Here is a 21578-nt window from a genome sequence, read left to right as displayed (position 1 = left end):
CGGTCTACCTGCCTGGGTTTTAATGCATACGGCCATCCTTTGCGAAAAGCCTTTTTTTAAGATGAATTGACCGGATAATACCCTCTATGGGCACTATCCGGTCATATTAAAACATTTACTCAGCTGCCTTAATACCTTTTTCATCATAGTACTTCTGGGCACCTGCGTGAACTTCAATGCCAACACCGTTCAGAGCATTTTCCGGCTTGATTTGCTTCGCTTTTGCGTGTGTTACCTGGTCAAGATTTTCAAAGATTGACTTTGTAATGTCATAGACAAGGTCCTCTGACAGGTCTGCTTTTACAACAAGCATTGCAAGAACTGCCACTGTCGGCACTTCAGAATCAAGTTTGTATGTTCCAGAAGGTACTACTTCTTTAGCATAGTAAGGATACTTTTCGATAAGCTCTTCAGCTTTATCAGCCTCAACCGGAACAATAACTACCTTTTCCGTTGCAGAAAGTTCTTCTACAGCAGCTGTAGGTGTTCCAGCAGTAACGAAAGCAGCATCGATGTTGCCATCTTTGATACCGTTTACTGATTCATCAAAGCTCAAGTCCTGCTTTTCGATATCATCCAGTGAAAGACCGTAGACTTCAAGGATTTGTTCAGCATTCGCTGCCGTACCAGAACCTGGTGCACCGATTGAGACCTTCTTGCCCTTAAGGTCTTCTACTGATTTGATTCCTGATTTTTCTGTTGTGACGATTTGGATTGTTTCAGGATACAATGTTCCGATTGCCTTGATATTTTCGATTTTGTTTCCATCGAACATCAGCTTTCCTTCAGTTGCGTAGGAAGCGATGTCCGTTTGTGTGAAGGCGATTTCACCTTTTCCATCTTTAATGCTCTGCATGTTTTCTGCAGAAGCACCTGTAGTTTCAGCGTTCGTGCTGACCCCAGTTGCATCAGAAACAATCTTGGCAAAAGACCCGCCAAGCGGGAAGTATGTACCACCCGTACCGCCAGTAAGGATGCTCATATATTTTGGTTTTTCTTCTGATTGTCCTTCTCCGCCGCCCTCTTCTTTAGAGTCGCCGCCACCACATGCAGCCAGTACCATTGAAAGAACCAGCATCAATGCAGTGAACAAAAGAAACTTTCTTTTTTTCATCAGAATTCCCCCTTATAGAAATAGAATTGTTCAACATAATCTTAACATAAGACTTCACACAATTGTCAAACATGTTACTTACTGACTCTCTTTCTTGCCCGATACACTTAGATTGCCATAAAAGATTTTTTAAAATACATATGCTAAAATCGTGTTGATAAGAAAAGCGTAAGTGCCTTGGTCAGCCCCGACAAGCGCTGGAGGGCCGACCAGTGAAGTCGTTCTTTGACTTCATTGGGCGGACCGAAGCGTCTCGAGGGGCTAGGCGCTGAAGCTAGACATTTTTCGAAGAAATCTATACATTCTTATTTGTTAGCTAGAAAAATGCAAAAGAATCGATTTGGAGGTAAATTAATGGATTTTCCAATGGGCAAAATAGAAGAAATTAAACTTCAAAGCAAGGAGCTTGGAGAAGAAGTACTTATGCTGGTATACTTGCCTGCCAACTTTTCTCCCTTATATAAATATTCATTACTTATCGCACAGGATGGCCGGGATTATTTCCAACTCGGAAGGATTGGAAGGATTGCTGACGAGCTCCTTGGCAAAAAGGAAATTGAAAACGTCATCATCGTGGGAATACCTTATGCATCCGTTGAGGATAGACGGCGAAAGTACCACCCAAATGGAGAACAGCATCAAGCCTATATTCGTTTTCTGGCTCATGAGCTTGTTCCTTATTTAGATGAACAATATCCTACCTACCAAATGGGCATGGGCCGCTCATTGATTGGTGATTCACTCGCAGCTACAGTTTCCTTGCTTGCCGCGCTCCAGTATCCGCACACATTTGGAAAAGTGCTTCTTCAATCACCTTATGTTAACGAGGATGTATTCACGGCTGTAAAAGGCTTCCGACAACCTGAATTGCTTCAAATCTATCATACTGTCGGAGAGCAGGAAACAGTGGTGAAAACGTCATCTTCCAAAAACAAGGACTTTTTAACGCCAAACAGGGAGCTGTCGAGGATATTTAAGGAAAGAGGCTTTGGCTATTTTTACAATGAGTTCGAGGGAGATCATACATGGACCTATTGGCAGCCAGACCTCAAGCGGGCAATTAGACAAGTGTTTTCCTAATATATGCTTCTTTATATTATATATTTAGAAAATTTGTTATAATGAATGGTAAATCATAATATAGGTTTTCAATAAATCGATATGCACCACACTAATGAAACGGGGGTATCTCAGATGAAATTCGGTATTGTCATTTTTCCATCGAAGAAAATCCAGGATTATGCAAATTCAATGAGACGGCGTTACGATCCGCACTATGCTTTAATCCCGCCTCACGTAACTTTAAAGTCCTCCTTTGAAGCAACGGAGGAAGAAATCAAGGAAATCGCGAATAAACTCGATTCAATCGCCAGGAATTTCAGACCAGTCAACATCAAGGTCACTAAGATTGGTTCCTTTAAGCCCGTTAACAATGTAATCTACTTAAAGGTTGAATCACCTGAAGACTTGGAAAATCTTCATAATGAACTAAATGCAACCTTTGAAAACGGAAATCAGGAGTATAACTTTGTACCTCATATCACTATCGGACAAAAAATGTCTGACGATGAACATTCCGACGTTTATGGTTCATTGAGGATGACAAAAGTGCAATTTGAGGATACCGCCGACAGAATCCACCTATTATACCAGTTGGATAATGGATCGTGGACGGTATATGAAACATTCAGGCTCGGAAAGGAATAATCTATCGTGGAAGTAAAAATTGTAAACAACGATCAAGAATTAGCAGATGCATTCGAAGTACGAAAGACTGTATTCATTCATGAACAAAATGTACCGGAAGAAGAAGAAATTGATCAATTCGAATCGGACTCTGTCCATTTTGTATTATATGATGATAACCGCAAAGCAGCTGGTGCAGGGAGATTCCGTGTATTGGACGGAATCGGCAAGGTAGAACGGATTTGTGTTTTAAAGGAGAACCGCAAAACTGGTGCTGGAGTCGCGGTCATGAATAAAATCGAGGAATATGCCAAGTCACAAGGCATCTCTACCTTGAAATTGAACGCACAAACACATGCCATCCCATTTTACTCCAGGCTAGGGTATGAATCGGTATCAGAAGAATTCATGGATGCCGGAATACCACATAAAACGATGAAAAAATTCATTTAAATTTACTGAAACTCCATTCTTATATGAGTGGAGTTTTTTTTGAATAACAAAAAGGCACCACAGCTGAGTTTAGATTGACTCGCTGTAGTGCCTTCCTTTTCCTGTTAATTCAGCATATGCCTGGCTGACCACTGAAGGATTTACCTTCTTTTTATAAACCCGATCCGTATTAGAAAAGCTTATATCAGAGGCTGCCAGCTGCATTCTTGCCACAGGCTGATGGTCTTTCCGCTTTTGCATTGGTGCAACGGCTTGCTCTTGTTGTTCCTGCCCCTGTTCTACAGGATCTTCTTTACGGATCCTTGCAATTTTATTAATCTGGAAAGGATCATAATCTGTCCCTATTTCACGCTCAGCATATTGTATATATTGATAATTTGTCACTGGAAGAATGTATCCCATTTTGGTATCCCCCAAGTATAATTATTTTTTTCTCACTATATTCTTCTTTTCCTTTTCCCTGTTTATGACCGTACTAAACTGCTAATGAAAATTTTTTCGGCTTCAGCCCTGGATATAAGTATTCACAAAGTGTTGATGGATGCCGAAAACACCTTTTGTTAAAAATCTTATTCTGCTATGATAGAGATTGTGCTATTTTTGGTCGGAGATGAGGGAAAACATGAAAACAGCCAAGTATAATCAACAGTCAATAAGACTTGATCGATATAACCGTGAGGATTATCAAAAGCTTTATGATGACGGAAAAAAAGGGATGCTCACCTGTACCGTATGCGGAGGCCCTGTCCGTCTTTACCTCGGTATTAAGGACAAGCCCCATTTCTATCATCACCTCTCCACAAAAGAGGATTGCAATGAACAATTTGAATCCTCCCCGTCCGTTCAGCCTTTCGAGGAAGCGGAATATATCGAGCGAAATGGCTTCCGGATCCCGAAGGCCCGTTCCATCACTGCTGAAGCTGAAAGAGAGGAAAAATTCATACTTCCACGGGAAGTAAAGATTCCTTTACCTTTTAATCCGCTCCCACCGGCTAAGCCAGGGGTCAAGATAAATTATTTAAAACAACTTAAAGAAGCTGGGATCCATTTCGATGGCAACCAGGAAAAAGCTGTTGTTTCTATAGATGGTCCATTATTAATATTGGCGGGTGCCGGGAGTGGAAAGACGAGAGTACTGACCGCAAGAACCGCCTTCATGATTGAAGAGAAAAAAGTTGAACCCGCTTCTATCATGCTTGTTACCTTCACAGCAAAGGCTGCCGCTGAAATGAAGAAACGGATTGCCCTTTACCCGGGAATGTCCCCAGCTAAGGTTAACCAGCTGATTGCTGGCACCTACCATAGCATCTTCTACAGAATCCTTTGTTTTCATGACCGTGAAAATTGGTCATCAGACAAGCTGATGAAAAAAGAATGGCAGCGGGAACAGATTTTAAAGGAGGCTGGCCGAAAGCTCCAGCTGGATGAAAAAGAGTTTGCCTATGACCTGGCACTTCAGCAAATCGGTTTATGGAAAAACACGATGATCATGCCACACGAAGTTAAGCCAGAATCCCCATGGGAAGAAAAGGTGGCTTTGCTGTATAAAGACTATGAAGCTGCTAAAGACAGGCAAAGGTTGTTCGATTTTGATGACATGCTTCTCGGCTGTTATAAGCTATTTAAGGAAAAGCCTGAAGTACTGGAAAACTATCAAAATCGTTTCAACTATTTTTTAATAGACGAGTTCCAGGATATTAATAAAGTTCAATATGAACTCATGAAAATGCTCTCTGACAAGCATGGAAATGTTTGCGCTGTAGGCGATGATGACCAGTCAATCTATTCATTCCGTGGCAGCGACCCTGCCTATCTGTTTAACTTTAAGACAGATTTCAAAAATACTAAATTAATCATTTTGAACCAAAATTACCGCTCTCCGCATGAGATTGTCGAGACTGCCAACACTTTAATTTCAGCCAATCTCACTCGCCATGAAAAAGAGATGCGGGCCCAATTTTCAGGGGAGCGTCCGCCGGTTATCTTCCATCCTTATGATGAAGAAGAAGAGGCAACGATGATTCTGACTGATATCAAAGAGCGAATCGAACAAGGGGAACGCCCTGGTGATTTCGCCATCCTGTTCAGGACGAATGCAGCTAGCCGCGCAATATTCGAGAGGCTGGCAAATTCCAGCCTGCCATTCCGTCTTGATCAGGATATTGAATCCTTTTACGAGCGATTCATGGTAAAAGGTATGCTGGCATTTTTGCGGCTAAGTAAGAATCCCGATGATCCTGAGGCAATCAAAAATATTCTTCCTTCACTTTTTTTAAAGCAGTCGGTTTTCCGTGATTTACAGGCGAATAGCATCCTGAACGATTGTTCCATGCTTGAAGCACTTACCCATGTAAAAACAGGCTTTGCCTTCCAGGAACAAAAATTGAAAAGACTCATACCGATTGTACGCTCCCTGTCTTCCCTGTCGCCCGTAGCAGCAATTGATATCGTCGAAAAGGACCTTGGATATCAGGACTTTATCAAAAAGCGCGGAAATGAAGGGAACCAGCTTGAAAAGGGATCGGATGACATCCGGGATTTAAAAGTGGCAGCACGCAACTTTAAAACCATCGGAGAATTCATCGAGCATGCTGACCATATGACAGCCATGAACGGAGAAATTAAACGGAGCAGCAGGGACCTAACTGACGCCATCACATTAAGTACCATTCATCGAGCCAAAGGGCTTGAATATGGAAATGTTTATATAATTGGTACTGTAGACGGAAGCATCCCCCATGATTATGCTTTGGATGCCTATCGCAATGGAGACCTTCAGCCTCTCGAAGAAGAACGCCGGCTGCTTTATGTAGCGGTGACAAGGGCTGAAAAGAACTTATTCATTTCCGTTCCACAACGAAGACGCGGAAGAAAAGCAAACCCTTCGCGCTTTTTGTCCAACTTAAAAAGAAACATGCCAAATCAGGACCTGGGTATATAAACTCAGGTCCTGATTTGGCATTCAAGAATTACTTCTTGTTGATCATTTTGGAGATTTGGCCAAAGTCAAGCTGTTTTCCATCCTTGACAATGGATTCCACAATCTTGTCTTCCATTTCTTTACTTACTGGTTTGTTAGCCATTTTCGAAACACGGCGGATTACGCCTCTTACAGTTTGCTCATCTTTAAAGTTCGCATTTTGCAGTGAATTCGCTAACTCAAATACATCATTCATATTTACGCCAGTCTTTTTTTCTATATTCTTGAAGAAATTATTATCCATATAAATCACGCCTCCTTCTTTAACTACTCTATAGTATGAAGGAAGCTAAAAATGGTGAAAGAAAGCTCGTGGAAATCAGGTTAGCTTAAACCAGAAAAAGCTGTTCATATTTGAACAGCTCCTCCTTCTTTACTCTTAGTTGTAGAAGCTTGCTCCTACAATAATCAACAAAATGAACAACACGACAATCAATACGAAAGTGGAACCATAATAGCCGCCACCGCCGTAGCCGTAGCCGCCGCCACACCAACCGTAGCCCATTCTTCTTCACCTCACTTTTTATTACTCAATAGCAATATATGTGAGGCCTAACGAATATGTATGGGCGAGCCCCCATTCATTTAGAAATCATGGATTAAACATGATCAAAGTCAGGGAAATGGCAGGATATAAATTCATCATATAGATCAACATTGAGGTTTCCTCTAGAATCCATTTCTGCATAAAAGACTTGATGTGGCTGATATCCTTTATCCTGGATTTGTTCCATCAATGCACCCCTATCCAGACCCAACCGCTTTAAGTTTTCATCAATATATGTTCCATCGACTAGAACGGAAACCGGGGCAGACTCTTCTTCCATTTTAATTGCAATATCCTCATATCTTAAGGGCTGTTTAGCTTTCTTCAATAAAACACTCAATTCTCCATTGGAATCCAGCGAAGCAAACTCCACATCCGCTACCTTAAATACACTTTTTTTGCGGAGCTGCTCCAGGAGTTCATCTATACTGTATTTCTCTTTCCGCATATTTTTTTCGAGAATATTGCCATTTTCAATGAAGGTAGTTGATTTCCCCTCAACTATTTTGCGAAATGCTCTGCTTCTTAAGGAAATCGTTGAAATCGCCAAAGGGACGAATGACCACACAACCATACTGGCAATCCCATCCCTCAAGCTCAAGTCAGGATCCATCGCTAATGTCCCTGCAATATCTCCTACAGTGATGCCTACGATATATTCAAAAAATGACAAACTCGATAACTGCTTTTTCCCAAGAAGCTTTGTAATGATGAACAAGCCTATAATCAGCATTATTGAGCGTATGATGGTTCTAAGAATATCCGGCATTAGATCATCCCTTTAGACACAGTATCAGCCTTTTGGCTTAAAAATAAGTGCGCCGATAAAGCCAAAAATCACAGCAGCCGAAATACCGGAACTCGTGATTTCAAACATGCCTGTCAGGACACCGACCAATCCGTGCTGTTCTGCTTCCTGAAGTGCGCCGTGGACGAGCGAATTACCAAAGCTTGTGATTGGAATTGTAGCACCTGCTCCGGCGAAATCTATTAGAGGCTCATAAAGACCAAATCCATCAAGGACAGCACCAATGACAACAAGCAGACTCATCGTGTGTCCTGGTGTCAATTTGGCGATATCAAACATCAACTGGCCGAACACACAAATCAGGCCTCCGATAACAAAAGCCCAAAAAAACATTGGCAGCAAAGCAATCCCTCCTTTCTAGTTCATTTCAATTGAGACAGCGTGGGCAATACATGGAATGGTTTCTTTTTGCTGGAATGAAAGCGGTGATAACAAAGCCCCAGTCGCAACAACAAGTATTTTCTTATAGACACCATTTTTCATTTGGTTTAATAAATGGCCATATAACACCGATGCCGAACACCCAGCTCCGCTTCCTCCTGATTGAACCGGTTGGTCATCGTTATAAATCATCAAACCGCAATCCTGAAATTGTTCTCTCGTTACATTCAGTCCAGACTGCTGCAAAAGCTCGTATGTAGTAGCCTGCCCAATCCTTCCTAGATCGCCTGTGACAACTAAATCATAATAAGATGGGTCACGCTCCAAATCTTTAAAGTGGGCAATGATCGTATCCGCGGCTGCAGGTGCCATTGCCCCTCCCATATTGAAGGGATCCGAGATGCCCATATCCACTACTTTCCCGATAGTGGCAGACGTGGTGACAATTTTCCCCTGTTTATTCGAGTTGTCCGTTACGACAGCAGCTCCTGCTCCGGTAACAGTCCACTGTGCTGTCGGTGGTTTTTGTCCGCCATATTCCGTCGGGTAGCGGAATTGTTTTTCAGCCGCCGAATTGTGGCTTGATGCGCCGGTTACCGTCTTCTTTGCTCCTTGATAGTTCACAATAAAAGATGCCAGTGCCAGTCCCTCCATAGAAGTAGAGCAAGCACCGAAGAGACCGAAATAAGGGATTTCCATCGTCCTTGCCGCAAAACTCGTCGGTGTGATCTGATTGATTAAATCACCTGCCAGCATGAATTGCATGTCCTCTTTATTGAAGTTCCCTTTTTGCAACGCAGATTTGATTGCTTCTTCAAGTAAAACCCTATGAGCTTTTTCGTATGAGTCTTCACCCATCCATAAATCGTCATGAAGGACATCAAAGTCAGCAGCGAGTTTTCCCTCTGCTTCAAAAGGACCGCCGGATGTGCCCCAAGATTCAATGACAGGCCGGTTCGCAAATTGCCATGACTGCTTTCCAATCAACATTTACAGCACTCCCATCATTATCAGCAAAGTTTTTACGAGTGCAACGACAAAGGCTGCAAAGACTCCAAATAAGATTACTGATCCTGCCAATTTGAACATATTTCCACCGACACCAAGAACGAAGCCTTCAGTTCGATGTTCAATAGCGGCTGCAATAACAGAATTCCCAAAACCAGTTACCGGAACAGCACTACCCGCTCCTGCGAATTGGCCGATATGGTCATATACACCAAATCCTGTCAACAGCATGGAAAGGAAAATCATCGTAGCAACTGTCGGATTCCCAGCTGTTTGTTCGGTAAAATTGAAAAAGTATATATAAAAATAGGTTATTGCCTGCCCAATCGTACAAATCAAGCCACCAACCAAAAATGCTTTAATGCAATTTTTAACTACTGGGCGTTTAAGTTCATGCTTTTGTTCAAGCTGTTGATATTGTTGCTGCTCAGGTGTCATCTTTTGCTTTTTCTTATCCCCCATTTCACCCATCCTTTCTTAAGTCAATTCTTTTTTCAACGAAATAATCCGCTGCAATTGTTCCTCTGCTTTTTTATCCGGAAAGGACGGATCTTTCATTCTCTCCCTAAGCTCGACCGCCTCAATAAAAATTTTATAATCACTCGAAACGATGAAGTCTTCATCAGGATAATTCTTTTCCAGCATCTTATTGATTTCTTTCTCGATCCGCTTCATGCCGAACCTCTTTAAATGCTTGACCTTGTATGCGACTAATACTTCCTTTTTACCAGCAATGACCGCAACATCATAAATCTCATCAAATGCAGCGATTTCTTTCTTTACCTTTTTAGCCAGTTTTAGATCCTTCTCTTCAAGATCATTTGTCGCTCCTGGATCAGGATTGACAGACTGGATCATGGATGCCCTGCTCTCTGGTGAAGTTTTACCAAAAGAAGTACAGCCAGCAGTGCCGGCTCCGAGCATGATTAATATTGCCAAAAAATTCACTGCCTGTTTCATATTCATAATTAATCCCTTCCTATGCTTCATCTTATAAAATTATTTTCCACGTCCAAAACCAAATTTATGAATTTTTTAAAGCTGATTACTCTTCCAGTTGTTGTAAAATTAATAATTAAGCCTTCTTGGCGGTAAATTTGCTTTGGTGAGCTTAATATGACCTTTTACATCCTCTCAATAAAATAAAGCTCTCTCTTATTGCTTTTTATAGCCTTCCCTATTTGACGTAATCTACAAAAAAACGCCTGCCAGAAAGTTTGGCAGACGCTGTTTTATGCTTGTTTTTTCTTTTTCCCGCAGCCACAGCCACGTTTCTTGCGCACTCGGCGGGTTGAAGCATTACTTTTGGATACAGTAGAACCCTTGCTGCTTTTCGTGTTTTGCTTTTCCTCCATGAATACAACCCCTTCATTAAAGAGTCCATACGATAGTTTATGAACAAATCTTCAATGGGGTTCTGGACGGACTCACTAATTTAATATGTCAGTCTTTTATAAAATAATGCTGGATCACCGAAGCGATTCCCGCAATTGCCAGCACTGTGATGACTGGCATTGAAAGATGCGGCAACAGTGCATAGCCCGCATATAGGAAAGAAGTTGCCCAAATACCAGTGCACCAATGGCAGCTTAAAAGCTCGCCTATCCAATATTTGAGTCCCTCTCCTTTTATTTCTATATAAGTTTCCGTACTCCCATCCTCCAATGTCTCCTCCACTATATCGTGGAATGGTGCTCGAAGGAATTCAGTGATTGTATCGTAAACAATCAACCTGGTCAAACGAAAGCTCGCAAATACAAGAAGGCATAAATCCAGCCAATTCCCCATCCGCTACACCACCTGTGTTGAATCAAGTCAATACAGCTTATGCAGGGCAAATCCCTATGTATAGGCCCTTAGCCTGTCGGCTCCTGTCATCATTTTTTATGGGAAACCTGCTGAAAATTAGACAAACACCCACACCATTAAGAGGGCGATTCATATTCTATTAAGGACAATAGGTCATATCAACTAAAAGGAGATGAACTTGTTATGGGTTGCAAAGGTAAAAAACATGATGGCGACAACTGTGTATGCGAGGTCCTTCGTGCAGTAGCAGATGCTCAAGATGAAGTGGATGTAGACAATGATTGCGATGTCAGCTGCCACAAGTCTATCCAAGAATTACTTGCAGGCGCACAAACTCCAACAACGGATTTAGATACAATCCCACTAATTCTTTATTGTGGTGATTGTCAACCGTTCGAAGGGTTTGGAACTCGTATCCGTACAAATGGTGGCGGACCACAAATGCTTGACTGCTTTAACTCTTTCTTCTTCCGCGTAACTTCTGTGGATGATAACTGCTGCGCTAAACTGGAGCTGTTGGCTACACGCGGAGGAGAACCTGAAGATAGTAGTCCTTGCGGTCAAATTCGGACTGGCGGATCAAGAAATGAATTCTTCAGGACTGGAATCTGCCTAACTGTAGACTTGGATTGCTTCTGCGCTGTTACTTGCCTAGACCCTGTAGCTGCATTGCCACTTTCAAGCTTACCTGGAAGCGGCTGATCACTACAGTGTGAAAAATCAGGCTTACCGTAACTGGTAAGCCTATTTTTTTATAATCCAGCCCTTTTAATATCGACTAAATCCTCTTTTAGGATGCTAACACTCTTCTTTCTGGGGCTTATTGAATGGATAAACAATATATCGTCTTTCATTTCAATAAAATAACCTTTATATGATCTCTCAATAGTTATGAATTCATATTTAACCTTAGCTACAGATGCCGGGACAAGCTTTAAATGCTTGATCTTTTCCTCGAGTGTATATTCTTTGAAATTCCTCTTCTTTGGTGCATCCAGGCTTTCTGTTTCATGAATTACTTCTTCAGAAATTCCGGTTTCTTCAGAATTTAATTCAATTGTCCTTGAACTATTTTCCTGCTGTTGTTGTTCTTCAGACATCTCTTCACTATTGTTAAAAGAAAAATTCTTTTGCATATCAGGTTGCGGCAGATCAATGTTTGGTTGATTAATGTAGAACAAAGGAGACTGCTTACGACTTCGTTTCCTCCCCATATACGGCACCTCCAATACTTCGCTCACCCTATATGTATGCGATAGCCTAGGATAGGTGCCAGACTCAATTTTTGAATTGTTTATAATAAAAAAGAAAGCCCGCACATTGGCGGACTTGATTGTTTATAAAATATGAAACCCTGAATCAACATGGATATTTTCTCCAGTAATCCCGCGTGACATGTCGCTGAATAGGAATACTGCAGTATCACCGACTTCTTCAGGTGTTGTGTTGCGTCGAAGCGGAGCTCTTTCTTCGATTTCTTTTAAGATTGAATTAAAGTCACTTACACCTTTTGCAGATAGTGTACGGATTGGTCCGGCTGAAATTGAGTTCACGCGGATATTGTCCTTCCCCAGGTCTGCTGCAAGGTAGCGGACGCTGGCATCCAGGGATGCTTTTGCTACTCCCATGACATTGTAATTCGGAATCGCTCTTTCTCCTCCAAGGTAAGTCAAAGTAACGATACTTCCGCCTTCTGACATAAGTTCCTTCGCTTCCTTGGCAACTGCAGTCAGAGAGTAGGCACTGATATTATGAGCCAGCAGGAAGCCTTCGCGTGTTACATTCATATAGTCCCCCTGGAGTTCCTCTTTGTTCGCAAATGCGATACAGTGGGCAACACCAGCAATCATTCCAACCGCTTCCTTAACCTCTTGGAAGCATTTTGAAACATCTTCATCGTTCGTAACATCGCAGGGCAATACTAAATAGTTCTTGTCCAATGATTCAGCAAGCTCTCGTACACTTTTCTCCAGACGCTCCCCTGCATAGGTGAAAATTAAATTTGCTCCTGCATTGTGAAGTGACTGTGCAATTCCCCAGGCAATGCTTCGTTTATTGGCAACACCCATTACTACATATGTTTTTCCGTTCAATGAAAGAGTCATTTTTACTGTTCCCCCAATGTTAATACATGTTATTAGTACCTAGTGCTAATTCTACACTATATTTTTTCATTTGAAAAGAAAAACCCGCCAAGAAGGCGGGTTTACTTTTCATTAACACCAAAAACAGAACTCAAGCTCACGCTTTAACTCATCGACATACTCTTTTGAGCCTGTTACAATCAAACGGTCATTCAGCCTCAACTCGGTATCCCCATGAGGAACGATTGATTCATTCTCACGCAAAATACGGACAAAAATGACATCCCCCGTGAATGGGAAGCGTCTTAGCGTCATGCCGTCAAAGTGATCATTAAGCATTCTGATTTCATGCAGGGAGTTTTCCTGATTGGTCAGGATGCTCATGACACCAGGCGATTCAATCATCGCACGCAGCAGGGATTCAGTTGAACGAAGAACCGAAAATACTTCGATTCCCTCTTCTTGTGCTTTTTCGGCAAGATCCGGACTTTCAATCCTGGCGATTACACGCTCGATTCCTTTTTCTTTCGCACTAACTGCAATTGTTGCATTCAAGTCAGGATCCCCGGTGGATATCACGATAATATCAGCTTCATATACCTCATGCTTCTCCAGGGTTCCAATCTCGTAATTTTCCATTTCAATGATTTCGAAGACCGAATCAGCAATCTGTTTTTCTGCTTTTTCCTGTTTCGTATGAAAAATTACAGGCTCATACAAATTTGATTGCAGCGCACGAGATACAGGAAGTGTCATCTGGTTGGCACCAATGAATGCCACCTTGATTTTAACTTCCTCTGTCTTCTCCTGAGGGAACAGCTTTTTAAATAAAATGGGTGTCAAAACACTTGAAATTACTGCAACTAATATCAGTGTGCCACTCATTTGCGGTGTAATCATTTCCATACGTTCACCAATGGTAGCAGCTGCAATAACCAATGACAGCGTTGATGTCAGCAGGAAGCCAGCTGCCAAAACTGTTTTGGTGTCATACCATTTTTTTAACAAATAAACCGGTATCAGCTTTGATAAAAATAATGCCAGCAGTAACAATGGAATCAGCAATAACAGCTTTTTCTCACTGAACAATGACCAGATATCAAGTTCAACACCAACCATAACGAAAAAAATCGGAATAAGGAAGCCATAGCCAAATGAATCAAGCTTATGGACCATCTCCTGGTCTGGGGCGAGCAATGAAACAAGCACACCTGCCAGGAATGCGCCAAGGATATTTTCAGCACCTACTGTTTCAGAGATGGCAACCAGAAGAATGATTAGCGCAAAGACGGCACGAGTGCCGATTTGTGTAGTTCCAGTGGAAAGTGCATTGATGAAGGTCCTGTTTTTGAAAACCCGACCGACGAAATACAAGCCAACTCCTGCTGCGAACAGAACAAGCAGCAACCATGTATTTCCTTCTCCTCCGTCATAAATAGAGACGAAAACAGCAAGCAAGATCATTGTTGCCAAATCTGCGATAACTGCGACCAGTAAGATTGTCTGCCCTATATTCGTTTTCATTAAGTGTGCGTCTTTCAAAGTAGGGACAACTACACCCAGGGAAATCGTCGAAATGATCAATGTCATTAGGAACACGTTCTCAATGAAGCCAGCGAGCACAAACAAATAGGATAATCCCAATGATACAACGAATATGCCAACAAAGATAATTGAAGCAACAACGAATGTATTTGGTTCCTTTTTATCATTTGCCTTCTTTTTGTTCTTTTTGTTACCTGAAAAAGCTGTAAAGTCGATTTCCAGTCCGCTCAAGAACATTAGGAACAAGAAGCCTAATGTAGACAAGGTTCCAAGCCAGGCATCTTCATGGACAATGTTAAAGCCGCTTTTACCAATGATTAAACCCATGATGATTTCGGCAACGACGACTGGTATGAAATTCAATTTTAGACGGTGAAGTAAAATAGGTGTTAAAAATGCAACGATAATGACGATTACAAGTGATGTAATCGAAGCATGATGTTCCATCCTCATCCCTCCTTTATTTAGTAAGATAACTCATAAATGCAGTAGCAATCCCAAAATAAACTAAGATACTAATTATGTCATTTATAGTAGTGATAAACGGGCCGGAAGCAACAGCCGGGTCAATTTTTAATCTGTGCATGATTAAAGGCACCAATGAACCCGCAAGTGTCGCTATGATTAAGGTAATGAAAATCGATATCCCGACCAAAACCCCTAGAAACAGCTCTCCTTGCCAAATATAAACGATGAACGTGACCAAAATTCCGCATATTAACCCTGTTATGAAGCCAGTTCCAGCTTCCCTAACGATAATGCTCCACTTGCTTTCTTTTTCAAGGTCACCAGTAGCAATCCCCCTTACGGCAACTGCCAGGGCCTGAGTACCCGTATTGCCTGCCATTCCAGCAATCAGCGGAATGAATACCGCTAATATCGCCACTTTATTCAGTGTATCCTCGAACCTGCCAATCAAGCTCGCTGTGAACATGCCCAGAAAAAGAAGGATGATCAACCATGGCAACCTCTTTTTGGCAGCCGCAAGCGGGTTTCGGTCTACTGTATCCAGGTCCGCGATACCAGCAAGCTTGGAATAGTCATCTGACGCCTCTTCTTCCATGACGTCCATGATGTCATCAACAGTGATGATCCCAAGGAGATGATTTTGGAAATCCACGACTGGAAGAGCGAGGAAGTTATAATCTCTCATCATCCGGGCAACTTCTTCCTGGTCTTCCCCTACAGAAACGGAAACAACACGGTCATTCATAACCTCAGCAATCATTGTTTCATCATCCGCAACAATCAGGTCCCGCAGTGAGATAACACCAGCAAGCCGTTTATCCTCATCGACCACAAAAATATAATAAATCGTTTCTGCCTGTGGCGCTTCTTTTTTTAGAATATACATAGCCGACCTAACAGTTTGGTTGGCAGAAATCGCAATGAATTCTGTCGTCATGATACTACCGGCTGTGTATTCCTCATAATGCAGCAAGTCCTTGATTTCTTGTGCTGCTTCCTCATTCATGATTGTCAAATAACTGACAACCTGGTCTTTATCAAGCTCATTCAGCACATCTACCGCATCGTCAGCATACATATTTGATAGCATGTCAGCCGCATAATTAGGATTCATTTGCGCAAGTACGTCTTTAAAATCTTCCTCATCCGATTCCAGGTTCTCGAATAGATCGGCCATTTCTTCTGGTGATAGGAAGTTATACACTTTCGCGCGCTCTTCATCTTTCAGTTCACCGAAAAAAGCTGCCTGATCGTACGGATGCAGCTCTAAAAATTCCGCACGAAAATCATCAATTTTCTCAGAGTAAAGTGCTTCCATCAGCAGCTCTGTATCGATTTGCTGCTTAGATGCCATTTCCCGCCGTTCTTCAGACATCCACCTTACCCCCTTTCTTCTATGTACATTCCATTATACTAGCATTTATTGATTTCTTTGTCTTTTATCGAGGCTCTTTTCGTAAATTTGTTGTTTACACTACCCTTTACGCACTTTCGCTCTCTTAAGTCTCCTCGAAGGGAGCCAGACGAGTTTGATAATGCGGATGCTGAATCATGTACGAAAACAGCCTTTATCGTATTTTTTCCAAGCAAATTAATGCATTCTATTTGAAACGCTCTTTCAGCCATCCATTTATTTAAGGAATATATCTCTTCTATTTAACATTCCCTTTTTCAATTTAAACTTTTCTTTTTTTCCGCTTCGGGAAGAATAACAGAAAAAAGGGGGACCAAAAATGAACTTAGATATCATTGGAGATATCCATGGCTGTTATGCCGAGTTTAAAGAACTCACTCTAAAGTTAGGATACGATTGGAATTCCGGAGTCCCTATTCACCATGGTGGCAGGCAGCTTGCTTTTATTGGGGATTTGACTGACCGAGGACCAGAATCTGTGAAGACAGCAGAACTGGTCTGGGAATTAGTCAGGAATAGGAAGATTTCTTACTATGTACCAGGTAACCACTGCAATAAACTATACCGGTACCTGTTAGGAAACAAAGTTCAAACGAAGCATGGCTTGGAAACAACCGTCTCAGAATTCTTAGCTTTGGAAGATGGATTAAGAGAATCTTTCCGGAATAAATTCGTCGACTTATATGAGTCAGCTCCTCTGTACCATGTTCTCGACCATGGGAGGCTGGTGCTAGCACATGCAGGTATCCGTGAAGATTACATAGGCAAGAATAATTCAAAAGTTAAAACCTTTGTCCTTTACGGTGATATTACCGGCCAAAATAATGCCGATGGAACACCCGTAAGGCGGGATTGGGCGAAGAATTATCAAGGAAAGGCCATCATTGTTTATGGACATACTCCGGTTAGGGAGCCAAGAGTCCTCAATCATACTTACAATATAGACACGGGAGCTGTATTCGGCGGGAAACTGACTGGCTTACGATATCCTGAAATGGAACTGGTATCTGTTCAATCCAGCATGCCTTTTGTTTCAGAAAAATTTCGAGAGATATAATAATACCCGTATTGGAAAAAAGCTAACCACTTGGATGATGGTTAGCTTTTTCCATTTATTTACCGATAAACATTTGTGTCCAATAGTTCCCCTGGCTTGTATGCCCTACACCAATATGTGTGTAATTAGGACTCAAAATGTTCTTCCTGTGACCTTCGCTGTTCATCCATGCATTCACGACTTCTTCCGCACTTCGCTGACCCATTGCGATATTCTCTCCAGCTGTGTTATACGATACACCAAAGTCCCTCATCATATCGAACGGTGAACCATAAGTAGGACTCGTATGCGAAAAGTAATTCTTCGCCTGCATATCGTTTGATTTTTCCTGGGCTACATTGCTTAAAGCAGTATCAGGCTGGAGGTTTGGCAAGCCATTTTTTCGCCTCTGTTCATTGGTCAGATCGATTACCCTCGATTCAAAAGCACTGATTTCTGTTCCAGTTGGAGTTTGCTTTTGTTCTGGTGCCGGTGCTGCTTCCTCTTGAGGAGCAGGTGCTGTTCTTTCTTGTGGTGCCGGCGCTGCTTCTTGTTCAGGAGCTGGAGTTGCCCTTTCCTGTGGTGCCGGTGCTGGTGCTTCCTGTTCAGGTGCTGGAGTTTCACCCCTATTTAGTTCCGGTAGTTCTACACCTGTTCGGCGCTGCAATTCCGCAAGCATTTTATCTAAATCAGCTTGCTGGTCCTCCGTCAATTTTAGCCTTCCTTGTTCATCTCCGTATGAGGATATTTCGAACTAGGTATTCCCGTACTATAAGAGTTCGGGTCGATCGTGAGAAATCCTTTACCATTTGGCATTTGCATTATTTCACTTGTTGCATTCCCGCCATTTTTTGCTGCATTGATTTCTGCTCTGCGTTTTTGTTGCTTCATTCTATTGGCATCATTGTCCCAATAACCTGTTCGGTCATTTCCAAGGGTTGTCATTCTGTTGTCACGTAAATCCATCGCCTCATCATTATTGTTATTGCACGCAGCAAGCCCTAACAACATGACAGCTGACACAGTAATTATTTTTCCATGCTTCAATATATTCAACTTTTCTTTCCTCCTTGAGATTTCATTTATTACTTCCTTAGGATTTGAAAAATAGCACGGAAATATATAATGAAAAATCTGAGAGAAATGTAAAAAGGCAAATCGTTTATAACGACCTGCCTTTTTCAAGCACTTCATTCATATCCGTTGGTAGGCTTGCATTAAAATGCAATTCCTTGTGCAAGAGCGGATGGACAAAACTTAATTCGCAGCAATGCAAAGCTTGTCTTGATATCTTATTTTTAACTCCGCCATATAAAGTATCCCCAAGCAATGTATGCCCTAAATAGCTCATATGCACTCTGATCTGATGTGTTCTGCCCGTCAATAACCTGAGGCTGACATGGGTGAAGTCTTCATAACGCTTTATAATCTCAAACAATGTACAAGCATACTGCCCATCGGGATGTACCTCGCGCTCGATGATGCTGTCTTGTTTCCTGGCAATCGGTTCTTCGATTGTACCTTTATCCATTTCAATAATACCTTCAGCAAGTGCCTCGTACCTCCGCTTAACACCACCAGCTCGTTGCTGCTTGCTGAATAAATGGTGGACATGGCTGTGCTTCGCAATCAATACTAGCCCGGAGGTATCTCGATCGAGCCTGGTGACAATGTGGGTTGTTGCAGATAGACCTCCACGTTCATAATAACCGATAAGTGCACTAGCCAGGCTGCCGTATGGATGCTCCCTCGATGGAATTGTATTCATTCCTGACGGTTTATTGACTACCAGCAAATGCTCATCCTCATAAATAATTGCAAGAGGGATTTCCTCTCCCTTCAACCCCTCAGAAGGAATTTCAGGTGGAAACTCAATTCTAACGTAATCAGATGCTTTCAGTATGTATCTTACATTAACTTCCTGGCCGTTAACCGCAATAAAACCGCCCTTGAATTTTATATCGGTAAGCGCGGACTTGGAAATTTCTTTCTCCTTGAGATATTCCCTAAGCATTTTACCCTGATCAGCAGCCCCGGCAGTATATTCCAGTGTGAAGTTCTTCCCCATATCAGCGGCTCCTGTCGTTCTCATTTCTTTTAAACAATGCTTTCAATTAAAAATCAAATTGTGGGATAGCTTGGACTAGCTTGTTTTCTTGATCTCTTTGTGTCGCCAGTTTTGAAACACCATCTACACCCAAGATTTTAGACATTATGGGCTTATTCTGTCTCCGAAATGTCCATAAAACGCTGGTTATTATGACAGGTTTCAGCTTGTGGAGCACAAAGCTGTCATGAAAACACAGTTATTGTGACAGGTTTCAGCTGGAAGAGCCTATAGCTGTCATGAAAACACGGTTATTGTGACAGGTTTCAGCTTGTAGAGTTAAAAGCTGTCAAAAAAACGCGATTATTGTGACAGGTTTCAGCTTGTAGAGCACTAAGCTGTCAAGAAAACACGGTTATTGTGACAGGTTTCAGCTTGTAGAGCACATAGCTGTCAAGAAAACACGGTTATTGTGACAGGTTTCAGCTTGTAGAGCACATAGCTGTCAAGAAAACACGGTTATTGTGACAGGGTTCAGCTTGTAGAGCACTAAGCTGTCAAGAAAACACGGTTATTGTGACAGGTTTTAGCTTAAAGAGCCCAAAGCTGTCAAGAAAACTCCATTATTGTGACAGGTTTCAGACGACTTCCGCCACCACATAGTCCATTTAACTCTGGTTCCTCACTCAATAGCATTTAATCACTGTCTGAAATAAAGGAATCATGCACCCTTTTCCAGAACGGGAACGGCCTGAAGCGAGCGAATCGGATTTTTTCATCTGCAACCCGGAATTGAATTGACTTAACGTCCTTATGCAGTAATGTCAAATGATCAACAGTTACCTGGAAGTCAGGTCTATTAACTGGTTTTAGTGTACATGTATGATGGTCGGGAAGGATCAACGGTGATCCCACTGTCCTGAAGACTCGATTGTTGATGGATGCCATTTCCGCAACCTGGATAGCCCTTAGTGACGGGTGAAGGATGGCACCGCCTAATGCTTTATTGTAGGCTGTGCTTCCTGATGGCGTGGATACGCACAAACCATCTCCGCGGAAGCGTTCAAAATGCTGACCTCTAATCTCAACATCCATGACAAGGGTGCCTTCAACAGATTTGACGGTCGATTCATTCAGGGCAAGATACCTTGTTTCTCTGCCGCCATGCTGGTATCTGATGATTACCTCCAGCAGCGGATATTCAATCACCTGGTATGGTGTTTTGGCAACGGCAATGACCAGCTTTTCAATTTCTTCAGGAACCCAGTCAGCATAAAAGCCAAGGTGTCCGGTATGTACTCCAATGAATGCTGTTTTGTCCAGCCTGCTGCTGTATCGATGGAAGGCATACAATAGTGTGCCATCTCCTCCCACAGAGATACAAATATCGGGCTGGTCTTCATCATATTGTAAATCAAAGTCCAAAAGATATGTCCTCATTTTATGCATCAACGTATTGGACCTGGAATCCCCTTTTGAAGTGATCGCAAATTTCATGTAATCAAACACCCCTGCATTTCGGATTTAAACTATTTCTTCCCATCCTGCTGCATTTCTTTTTTCCTTGTAAAAAATGCCTGTGCATCCTGGATTTCGCCTCTGATTGTCGACATTTCTTCATCAAGCCGGAATGCGGCCTCGGCTGCGCGCTGCAGCCTGATTTTTATGTCCTCAGGAAACAGCCCTTTGTACTTATAATTAAGCGAATGTTCCACTGTTGCCCAGAAATTCATCGCCAATGTTCTGATCTGGATTTCTGCCAGTATATTTCTTTCACCGCGGATTGTCTGCACTGGATAACGGATCACGACATGATAGGAGCGATAGCCGCTCGCCTTCTTATGAGAGATATAGTCTCTTTCCTCGACAATCTCAAAATCATTACGGCTTCTTAATAATTCAACAACTGTCTTGATGTCATCCACGAACTGGCACATGATCCGCAAGCCGGCAATATCCTGCATTTCTGACTCAAGCTTATCAAGTGAAATTCCCTTTTGATGGGCTTTATCAAGAATGCTCGCAATAGGCTTTACCCTTCCAGTGACGAATTCAATCGGAGAATGGTCGGAATGGAGCTCATATTGGCTCCTGATCCCCTTTAGCTTTACCTTCAATTCTTCCACAGCGTGCTTATAAGGTTCTAAAAATTGATCCCAGTGTTTCACATCAGTCACCTCATCCGGTTCTATTCACGA

The 21578-nt window shown here is 42.2% G+C and carries 26 protein-coding genes; 6 read left to right on the top strand and 20 right to left on the bottom strand.

What is annotated here, in order from left to right; translation table 11 throughout:
* Nucleotides 1–115 precede the first annotated feature (115 nt).
* The gene (locus tag CD004_RS05880) at nt 116–1114 is read right to left on the bottom strand and encodes a TAXI family TRAP transporter solute-binding subunit (RefSeq protein WP_102261910.1); all 999 of its coding nucleotides are present in this window, start codon (nt 1112–1114) and stop codon (nt 116–118) included.
* Nucleotides 1115–1468: 354 nt separating this feature from the next.
* Here CD004_RS05880 and CD004_RS05875 point away from each other — a divergent pair, with 354 nt between their 5' ends.
* From CD004_RS05875 to CD004_RS05865, 3 genes are all read left to right on the top strand, one after another.
* Complete coding sequence (locus tag CD004_RS05875) at nt 1469–2194, top strand: alpha/beta hydrolase (RefSeq protein WP_102261909.1); 726 nt, start codon at nt 1469–1471, stop codon at nt 2192–2194.
* A gap of 114 nt (nt 2195–2308) precedes the next feature.
* Nucleotides 2309–2821, top strand: a complete 513-nt coding sequence (locus CD004_RS05870) for a YjcG family protein (RefSeq protein WP_102261908.1) — start codon at nt 2309–2311, stop codon at nt 2819–2821.
* 6 nt (nt 2822–2827) lie between these two features.
* A complete protein-coding gene (locus CD004_RS05865) occupies nt 2828–3253 on the top strand; it encodes a GNAT family N-acetyltransferase (RefSeq protein WP_102261907.1) in 426 nt (141 codons plus the stop codon).
* Between the two features lie 69 nt (nt 3254–3322).
* Here CD004_RS05865 and CD004_RS05860 read toward each other — a convergent pair whose 3' ends face one another.
* Nucleotides 3323–3655, bottom strand: a complete 333-nt coding sequence (locus CD004_RS05860; RefSeq protein WP_102261906.1) for a hypothetical protein — start codon at nt 3653–3655, stop codon at nt 3323–3325.
* Nucleotides 3656–3875: 220 nt separating this feature from the next.
* Here CD004_RS05860 and CD004_RS05855 point away from each other — a divergent pair, with 220 nt between their 5' ends.
* Nucleotides 3876–6194, top strand: a complete 2319-nt coding sequence (locus CD004_RS05855; protein ID WP_102261905.1) for an ATP-dependent helicase — start codon at nt 3876–3878, stop codon at nt 6192–6194.
* A gap of 28 nt (nt 6195–6222) precedes the next feature.
* Here CD004_RS05855 and CD004_RS05850 read toward each other — a convergent pair whose 3' ends face one another.
* From CD004_RS05850 to CD004_RS05815, 9 genes are all read right to left on the bottom strand, one after another.
* On the bottom strand, nt 6223–6477 hold the full coding sequence (locus tag CD004_RS05850; protein ID WP_023615234.1) for a sporulation-specific transcription regulator SpoVIF: 255 nt from the start codon (nt 6475–6477) through the stop codon (nt 6223–6225).
* Nucleotides 6478–6612: 135 nt separating this feature from the next.
* Entirely contained in the window at nt 6613–6738 is a 126-nt protein-coding gene (locus CD004_RS05845; protein WP_102261904.1) for a YjcZ family sporulation protein, read from the bottom strand.
* A gap of 94 nt (nt 6739–6832) precedes the next feature.
* The gene (locus tag CD004_RS05840) at nt 6833–7549 is read right to left on the bottom strand and encodes a DUF421 domain-containing protein (protein ID WP_102261903.1); all 717 of its coding nucleotides are present in this window, start codon (nt 7547–7549) and stop codon (nt 6833–6835) included.
* Between the two features lie 24 nt (nt 7550–7573).
* A complete protein-coding gene (gene spoVAE, locus CD004_RS05835) occupies nt 7574–7930 on the bottom strand; it encodes a stage V sporulation protein AE (protein WP_102261902.1) in 357 nt (118 codons plus the stop codon).
* A gap of 15 nt (nt 7931–7945) precedes the next feature.
* A complete protein-coding gene (gene spoVAD / locus CD004_RS05830; RefSeq protein WP_102261901.1) occupies nt 7946–8959 on the bottom strand; it encodes a stage V sporulation protein AD in 1014 nt (337 codons plus the stop codon).
* Nucleotides 8960–9439: a stage V sporulation protein AC gene (spoVAC, locus tag CD004_RS05825; RefSeq protein WP_102261900.1), complete on the bottom strand. Its 480-nt coding sequence runs from the start codon at nt 9437–9439 to the stop codon at nt 8960–8962.
* Between the two features lie 15 nt (nt 9440–9454).
* Nucleotides 9455–9943, bottom strand: coding sequence for a YhcN/YlaJ family sporulation lipoprotein (locus CD004_RS05820; protein ID WP_233434951.1), 489 nt, complete (start codon nt 9941–9943; stop codon nt 9455–9457).
* 266 nt (nt 9944–10209) lie between these two features.
* Entirely contained in the window at nt 10210–10332 is a 123-nt protein-coding gene (locus CD004_RS24410; RefSeq protein ID WP_267892354.1) for a hypothetical protein, read from the bottom strand.
* An 88-nt stretch (nt 10333–10420) separates the two neighbouring features.
* Nucleotides 10421–10765: a DUF1360 domain-containing protein gene (locus tag CD004_RS05815; RefSeq protein ID WP_102261899.1), complete on the bottom strand. Its 345-nt coding sequence runs from the start codon at nt 10763–10765 to the stop codon at nt 10421–10423.
* Nucleotides 10766–10969: 204 nt separating this feature from the next.
* Between CD004_RS05815 and CD004_RS05810 the strand changes: the two genes are divergently transcribed.
* Nucleotides 10970–11488, top strand: a complete 519-nt coding sequence (locus CD004_RS05810) for a CotY/CotZ family spore coat protein (RefSeq protein WP_102261898.1) — start codon at nt 10970–10972, stop codon at nt 11486–11488.
* A 50-nt stretch (nt 11489–11538) separates the two neighbouring features.
* On the opposite strand, the gene CD004_RS05805 is transcribed toward CD004_RS05810, so the two are convergent.
* From CD004_RS05805 to mgtE, 4 genes are all read right to left on the bottom strand, one after another.
* The gene (locus CD004_RS05805; protein ID WP_158651492.1) at nt 11539–11967 is read right to left on the bottom strand and encodes a CotO family spore coat protein; all 429 of its coding nucleotides are present in this window, start codon (nt 11965–11967) and stop codon (nt 11539–11541) included.
* Nucleotides 11968–12123: 156 nt separating this feature from the next.
* Nucleotides 12124–12891, bottom strand: a complete 768-nt coding sequence (fabI, locus tag CD004_RS05800) for an enoyl-ACP reductase FabI (protein WP_102261896.1) — start codon at nt 12889–12891, stop codon at nt 12124–12126.
* 111 nt (nt 12892–13002) lie between these two features.
* Nucleotides 13003–14862 carry a monovalent cation:proton antiporter family protein gene (locus CD004_RS05795; protein ID WP_102261895.1) on the bottom strand — a complete coding sequence of 620 codons (1860 nt, stop codon included), beginning with the start codon at nt 14860–14862 and terminating at the stop codon, nt 13003–13005.
* A gap of 13 nt (nt 14863–14875) precedes the next feature.
* Nucleotides 14876–16237, bottom strand: a complete 1362-nt coding sequence (gene mgtE / locus CD004_RS05790) for a magnesium transporter (RefSeq protein WP_404809828.1) — start codon at nt 16235–16237, stop codon at nt 14876–14878.
* A gap of 379 nt (nt 16238–16616) precedes the next feature.
* On the opposite strand from mgtE, the gene prpE reads away from it, so the two are divergent.
* Nucleotides 16617–17354 (top strand): bis(5'-nucleosyl)-tetraphosphatase PrpE, encoded by a 738-nt coding sequence (gene prpE, locus CD004_RS05785; RefSeq protein ID WP_102261893.1) that lies wholly within the window; start codon nt 16617–16619, stop codon nt 17352–17354.
* A gap of 55 nt (nt 17355–17409) precedes the next feature.
* On the opposite strand, the gene CD004_RS05780 is transcribed toward prpE, so the two are convergent.
* The 5 genes from CD004_RS05780 to CD004_RS05760 form a co-directional block, all read right to left on the bottom strand.
* Nucleotides 17410–18045 (bottom strand): CAP domain-containing protein, encoded by a 636-nt coding sequence (locus CD004_RS05780; RefSeq protein WP_233434950.1) that lies wholly within the window; start codon nt 18043–18045, stop codon nt 17410–17412.
* A 2-nt stretch (nt 18046–18047) separates the two neighbouring features.
* Nucleotides 18048–18389 carry a hypothetical protein gene (locus tag CD004_RS05775; protein WP_102261892.1) on the bottom strand — a complete coding sequence of 114 codons (342 nt, stop codon included), beginning with the start codon at nt 18387–18389 and terminating at the stop codon, nt 18048–18050.
* A 106-nt stretch (nt 18390–18495) separates the two neighbouring features.
* A complete protein-coding gene (locus CD004_RS05770) occupies nt 18496–19401 on the bottom strand; it encodes an RluA family pseudouridine synthase (protein WP_102261891.1) in 906 nt (301 codons plus the stop codon).
* 675 nt (nt 19402–20076) lie between these two features.
* The gene (locus tag CD004_RS05765; protein ID WP_102261890.1) at nt 20077–20877 is read right to left on the bottom strand and encodes an NAD kinase; all 801 of its coding nucleotides are present in this window, start codon (nt 20875–20877) and stop codon (nt 20077–20079) included.
* Between the two features lie 32 nt (nt 20878–20909).
* Entirely contained in the window at nt 20910–21548 is a 639-nt protein-coding gene (locus tag CD004_RS05760; RefSeq protein ID WP_102261889.1) for a GTP diphosphokinase, read from the bottom strand.
* Nucleotides 21549–21578: the final 30 nt, after the last annotated feature.

This window comes from Mesobacillus jeotgali (assembly GCF_002874535.1).
Lineage (GTDB): Bacteria > Bacillota > Bacilli > Bacillales > Cytobacillaceae > Mesobacillus > Mesobacillus jeotgali.
Note: the sequence above shows the minus strand (reverse complement) of the source record. Positions and strands in the feature narration are given on the sequence as shown.

Bases quoted from the DNA above. Each gene is read 5' to 3' on its own strand.
- CD004_RS05810 (WP_102261898.1), top strand. From the start codon at position 10,970: ATGGGTTGCAAAGGTAAAAAACATGATGGCGACAACTGTGTATGCGAG.
- fabI (WP_102261896.1), bottom strand. From the start codon at position 12,891: ATGACTCTTTCATTGAACGGAAAAACATATGTAGTAATGGGTGTTGCC.
- CD004_RS24410 (WP_267892354.1), bottom strand. From the start codon at position 10,332: ATGGAGGAAAAGCAAAACACGAAAAGCAGCAAGGGTTCTACTGTATCC.
- CD004_RS05850 (WP_023615234.1), bottom strand. From the start codon at position 6,477: ATGGATAATAATTTCTTCAAGAATATAGAAAAAAAGACTGGCGTAAAT.
- prpE (WP_102261893.1), top strand. From the start codon at position 16,617: ATGAACTTAGATATCATTGGAGATATCCATGGCTGTTATGCCGAGTTT.
- CD004_RS05815 (WP_102261899.1), bottom strand. From the start codon at position 10,765: ATGGGGAATTGGCTGGATTTATGCCTTCTTGTATTTGCGAGCTTTCGT.
- spoVAD (WP_102261901.1), bottom strand. From the start codon at position 8,959: ATGTTGATTGGAAAGCAGTCATGGCAATTTGCGAACCGGCCTGTCATT.
- mgtE (WP_404809828.1), bottom strand. From the start codon at position 16,237: ATGGCATCTAAGCAGCAAATCGATACAGAGCTGCTGATGGAAGCACTT.
- CD004_RS05845 (WP_102261904.1), bottom strand. From the start codon at position 6,738: ATGGGCTACGGTTGGTGTGGCGGCGGCTACGGCTACGGCGGTGGCGGC.
- spoVAC (WP_102261900.1), bottom strand. From the start codon at position 9,439: ATGGGGGATAAGAAAAAGCAAAAGATGACACCTGAGCAGCAACAATAT.
- CD004_RS05855 (WP_102261905.1), top strand. From the start codon at position 3,876: ATGAAAACAGCCAAGTATAATCAACAGTCAATAAGACTTGATCGATAT.
- CD004_RS05875 (WP_102261909.1), top strand. From the start codon at position 1,469: ATGGATTTTCCAATGGGCAAAATAGAAGAAATTAAACTTCAAAGCAAG.
- CD004_RS05870 (WP_102261908.1), top strand. From the start codon at position 2,309: ATGAAATTCGGTATTGTCATTTTTCCATCGAAGAAAATCCAGGATTAT.
- CD004_RS05820 (WP_233434951.1), bottom strand. From the start codon at position 9,943: ATGAATATGAAACAGGCAGTGAATTTTTTGGCAATATTAATCATGCTC.
- CD004_RS05770 (WP_102261891.1), bottom strand. From the start codon at position 19,401: ATGGGGAAGAACTTCACACTGGAATATACTGCCGGGGCTGCTGATCAG.
- CD004_RS05880 (WP_102261910.1), bottom strand. From the start codon at position 1,114: ATGAAAAAAAGAAAGTTTCTTTTGTTCACTGCATTGATGCTGGTTCTT.
- CD004_RS05765 (WP_102261890.1), bottom strand. From the start codon at position 20,877: ATGAAATTTGCGATCACTTCAAAAGGGGATTCCAGGTCCAATACGTTG.
- CD004_RS05860 (WP_102261906.1), bottom strand. From the start codon at position 3,655: ATGGGATACATTCTTCCAGTGACAAATTATCAATATATACAATATGCT.
- CD004_RS05795 (WP_102261895.1), bottom strand. From the start codon at position 14,862: ATGGAACATCATGCTTCGATTACATCACTTGTAATCGTCATTATCGTT.
- CD004_RS05840 (WP_102261903.1), bottom strand. From the start codon at position 7,549: ATGCCGGATATTCTTAGAACCATCATACGCTCAATAATGCTGATTATA.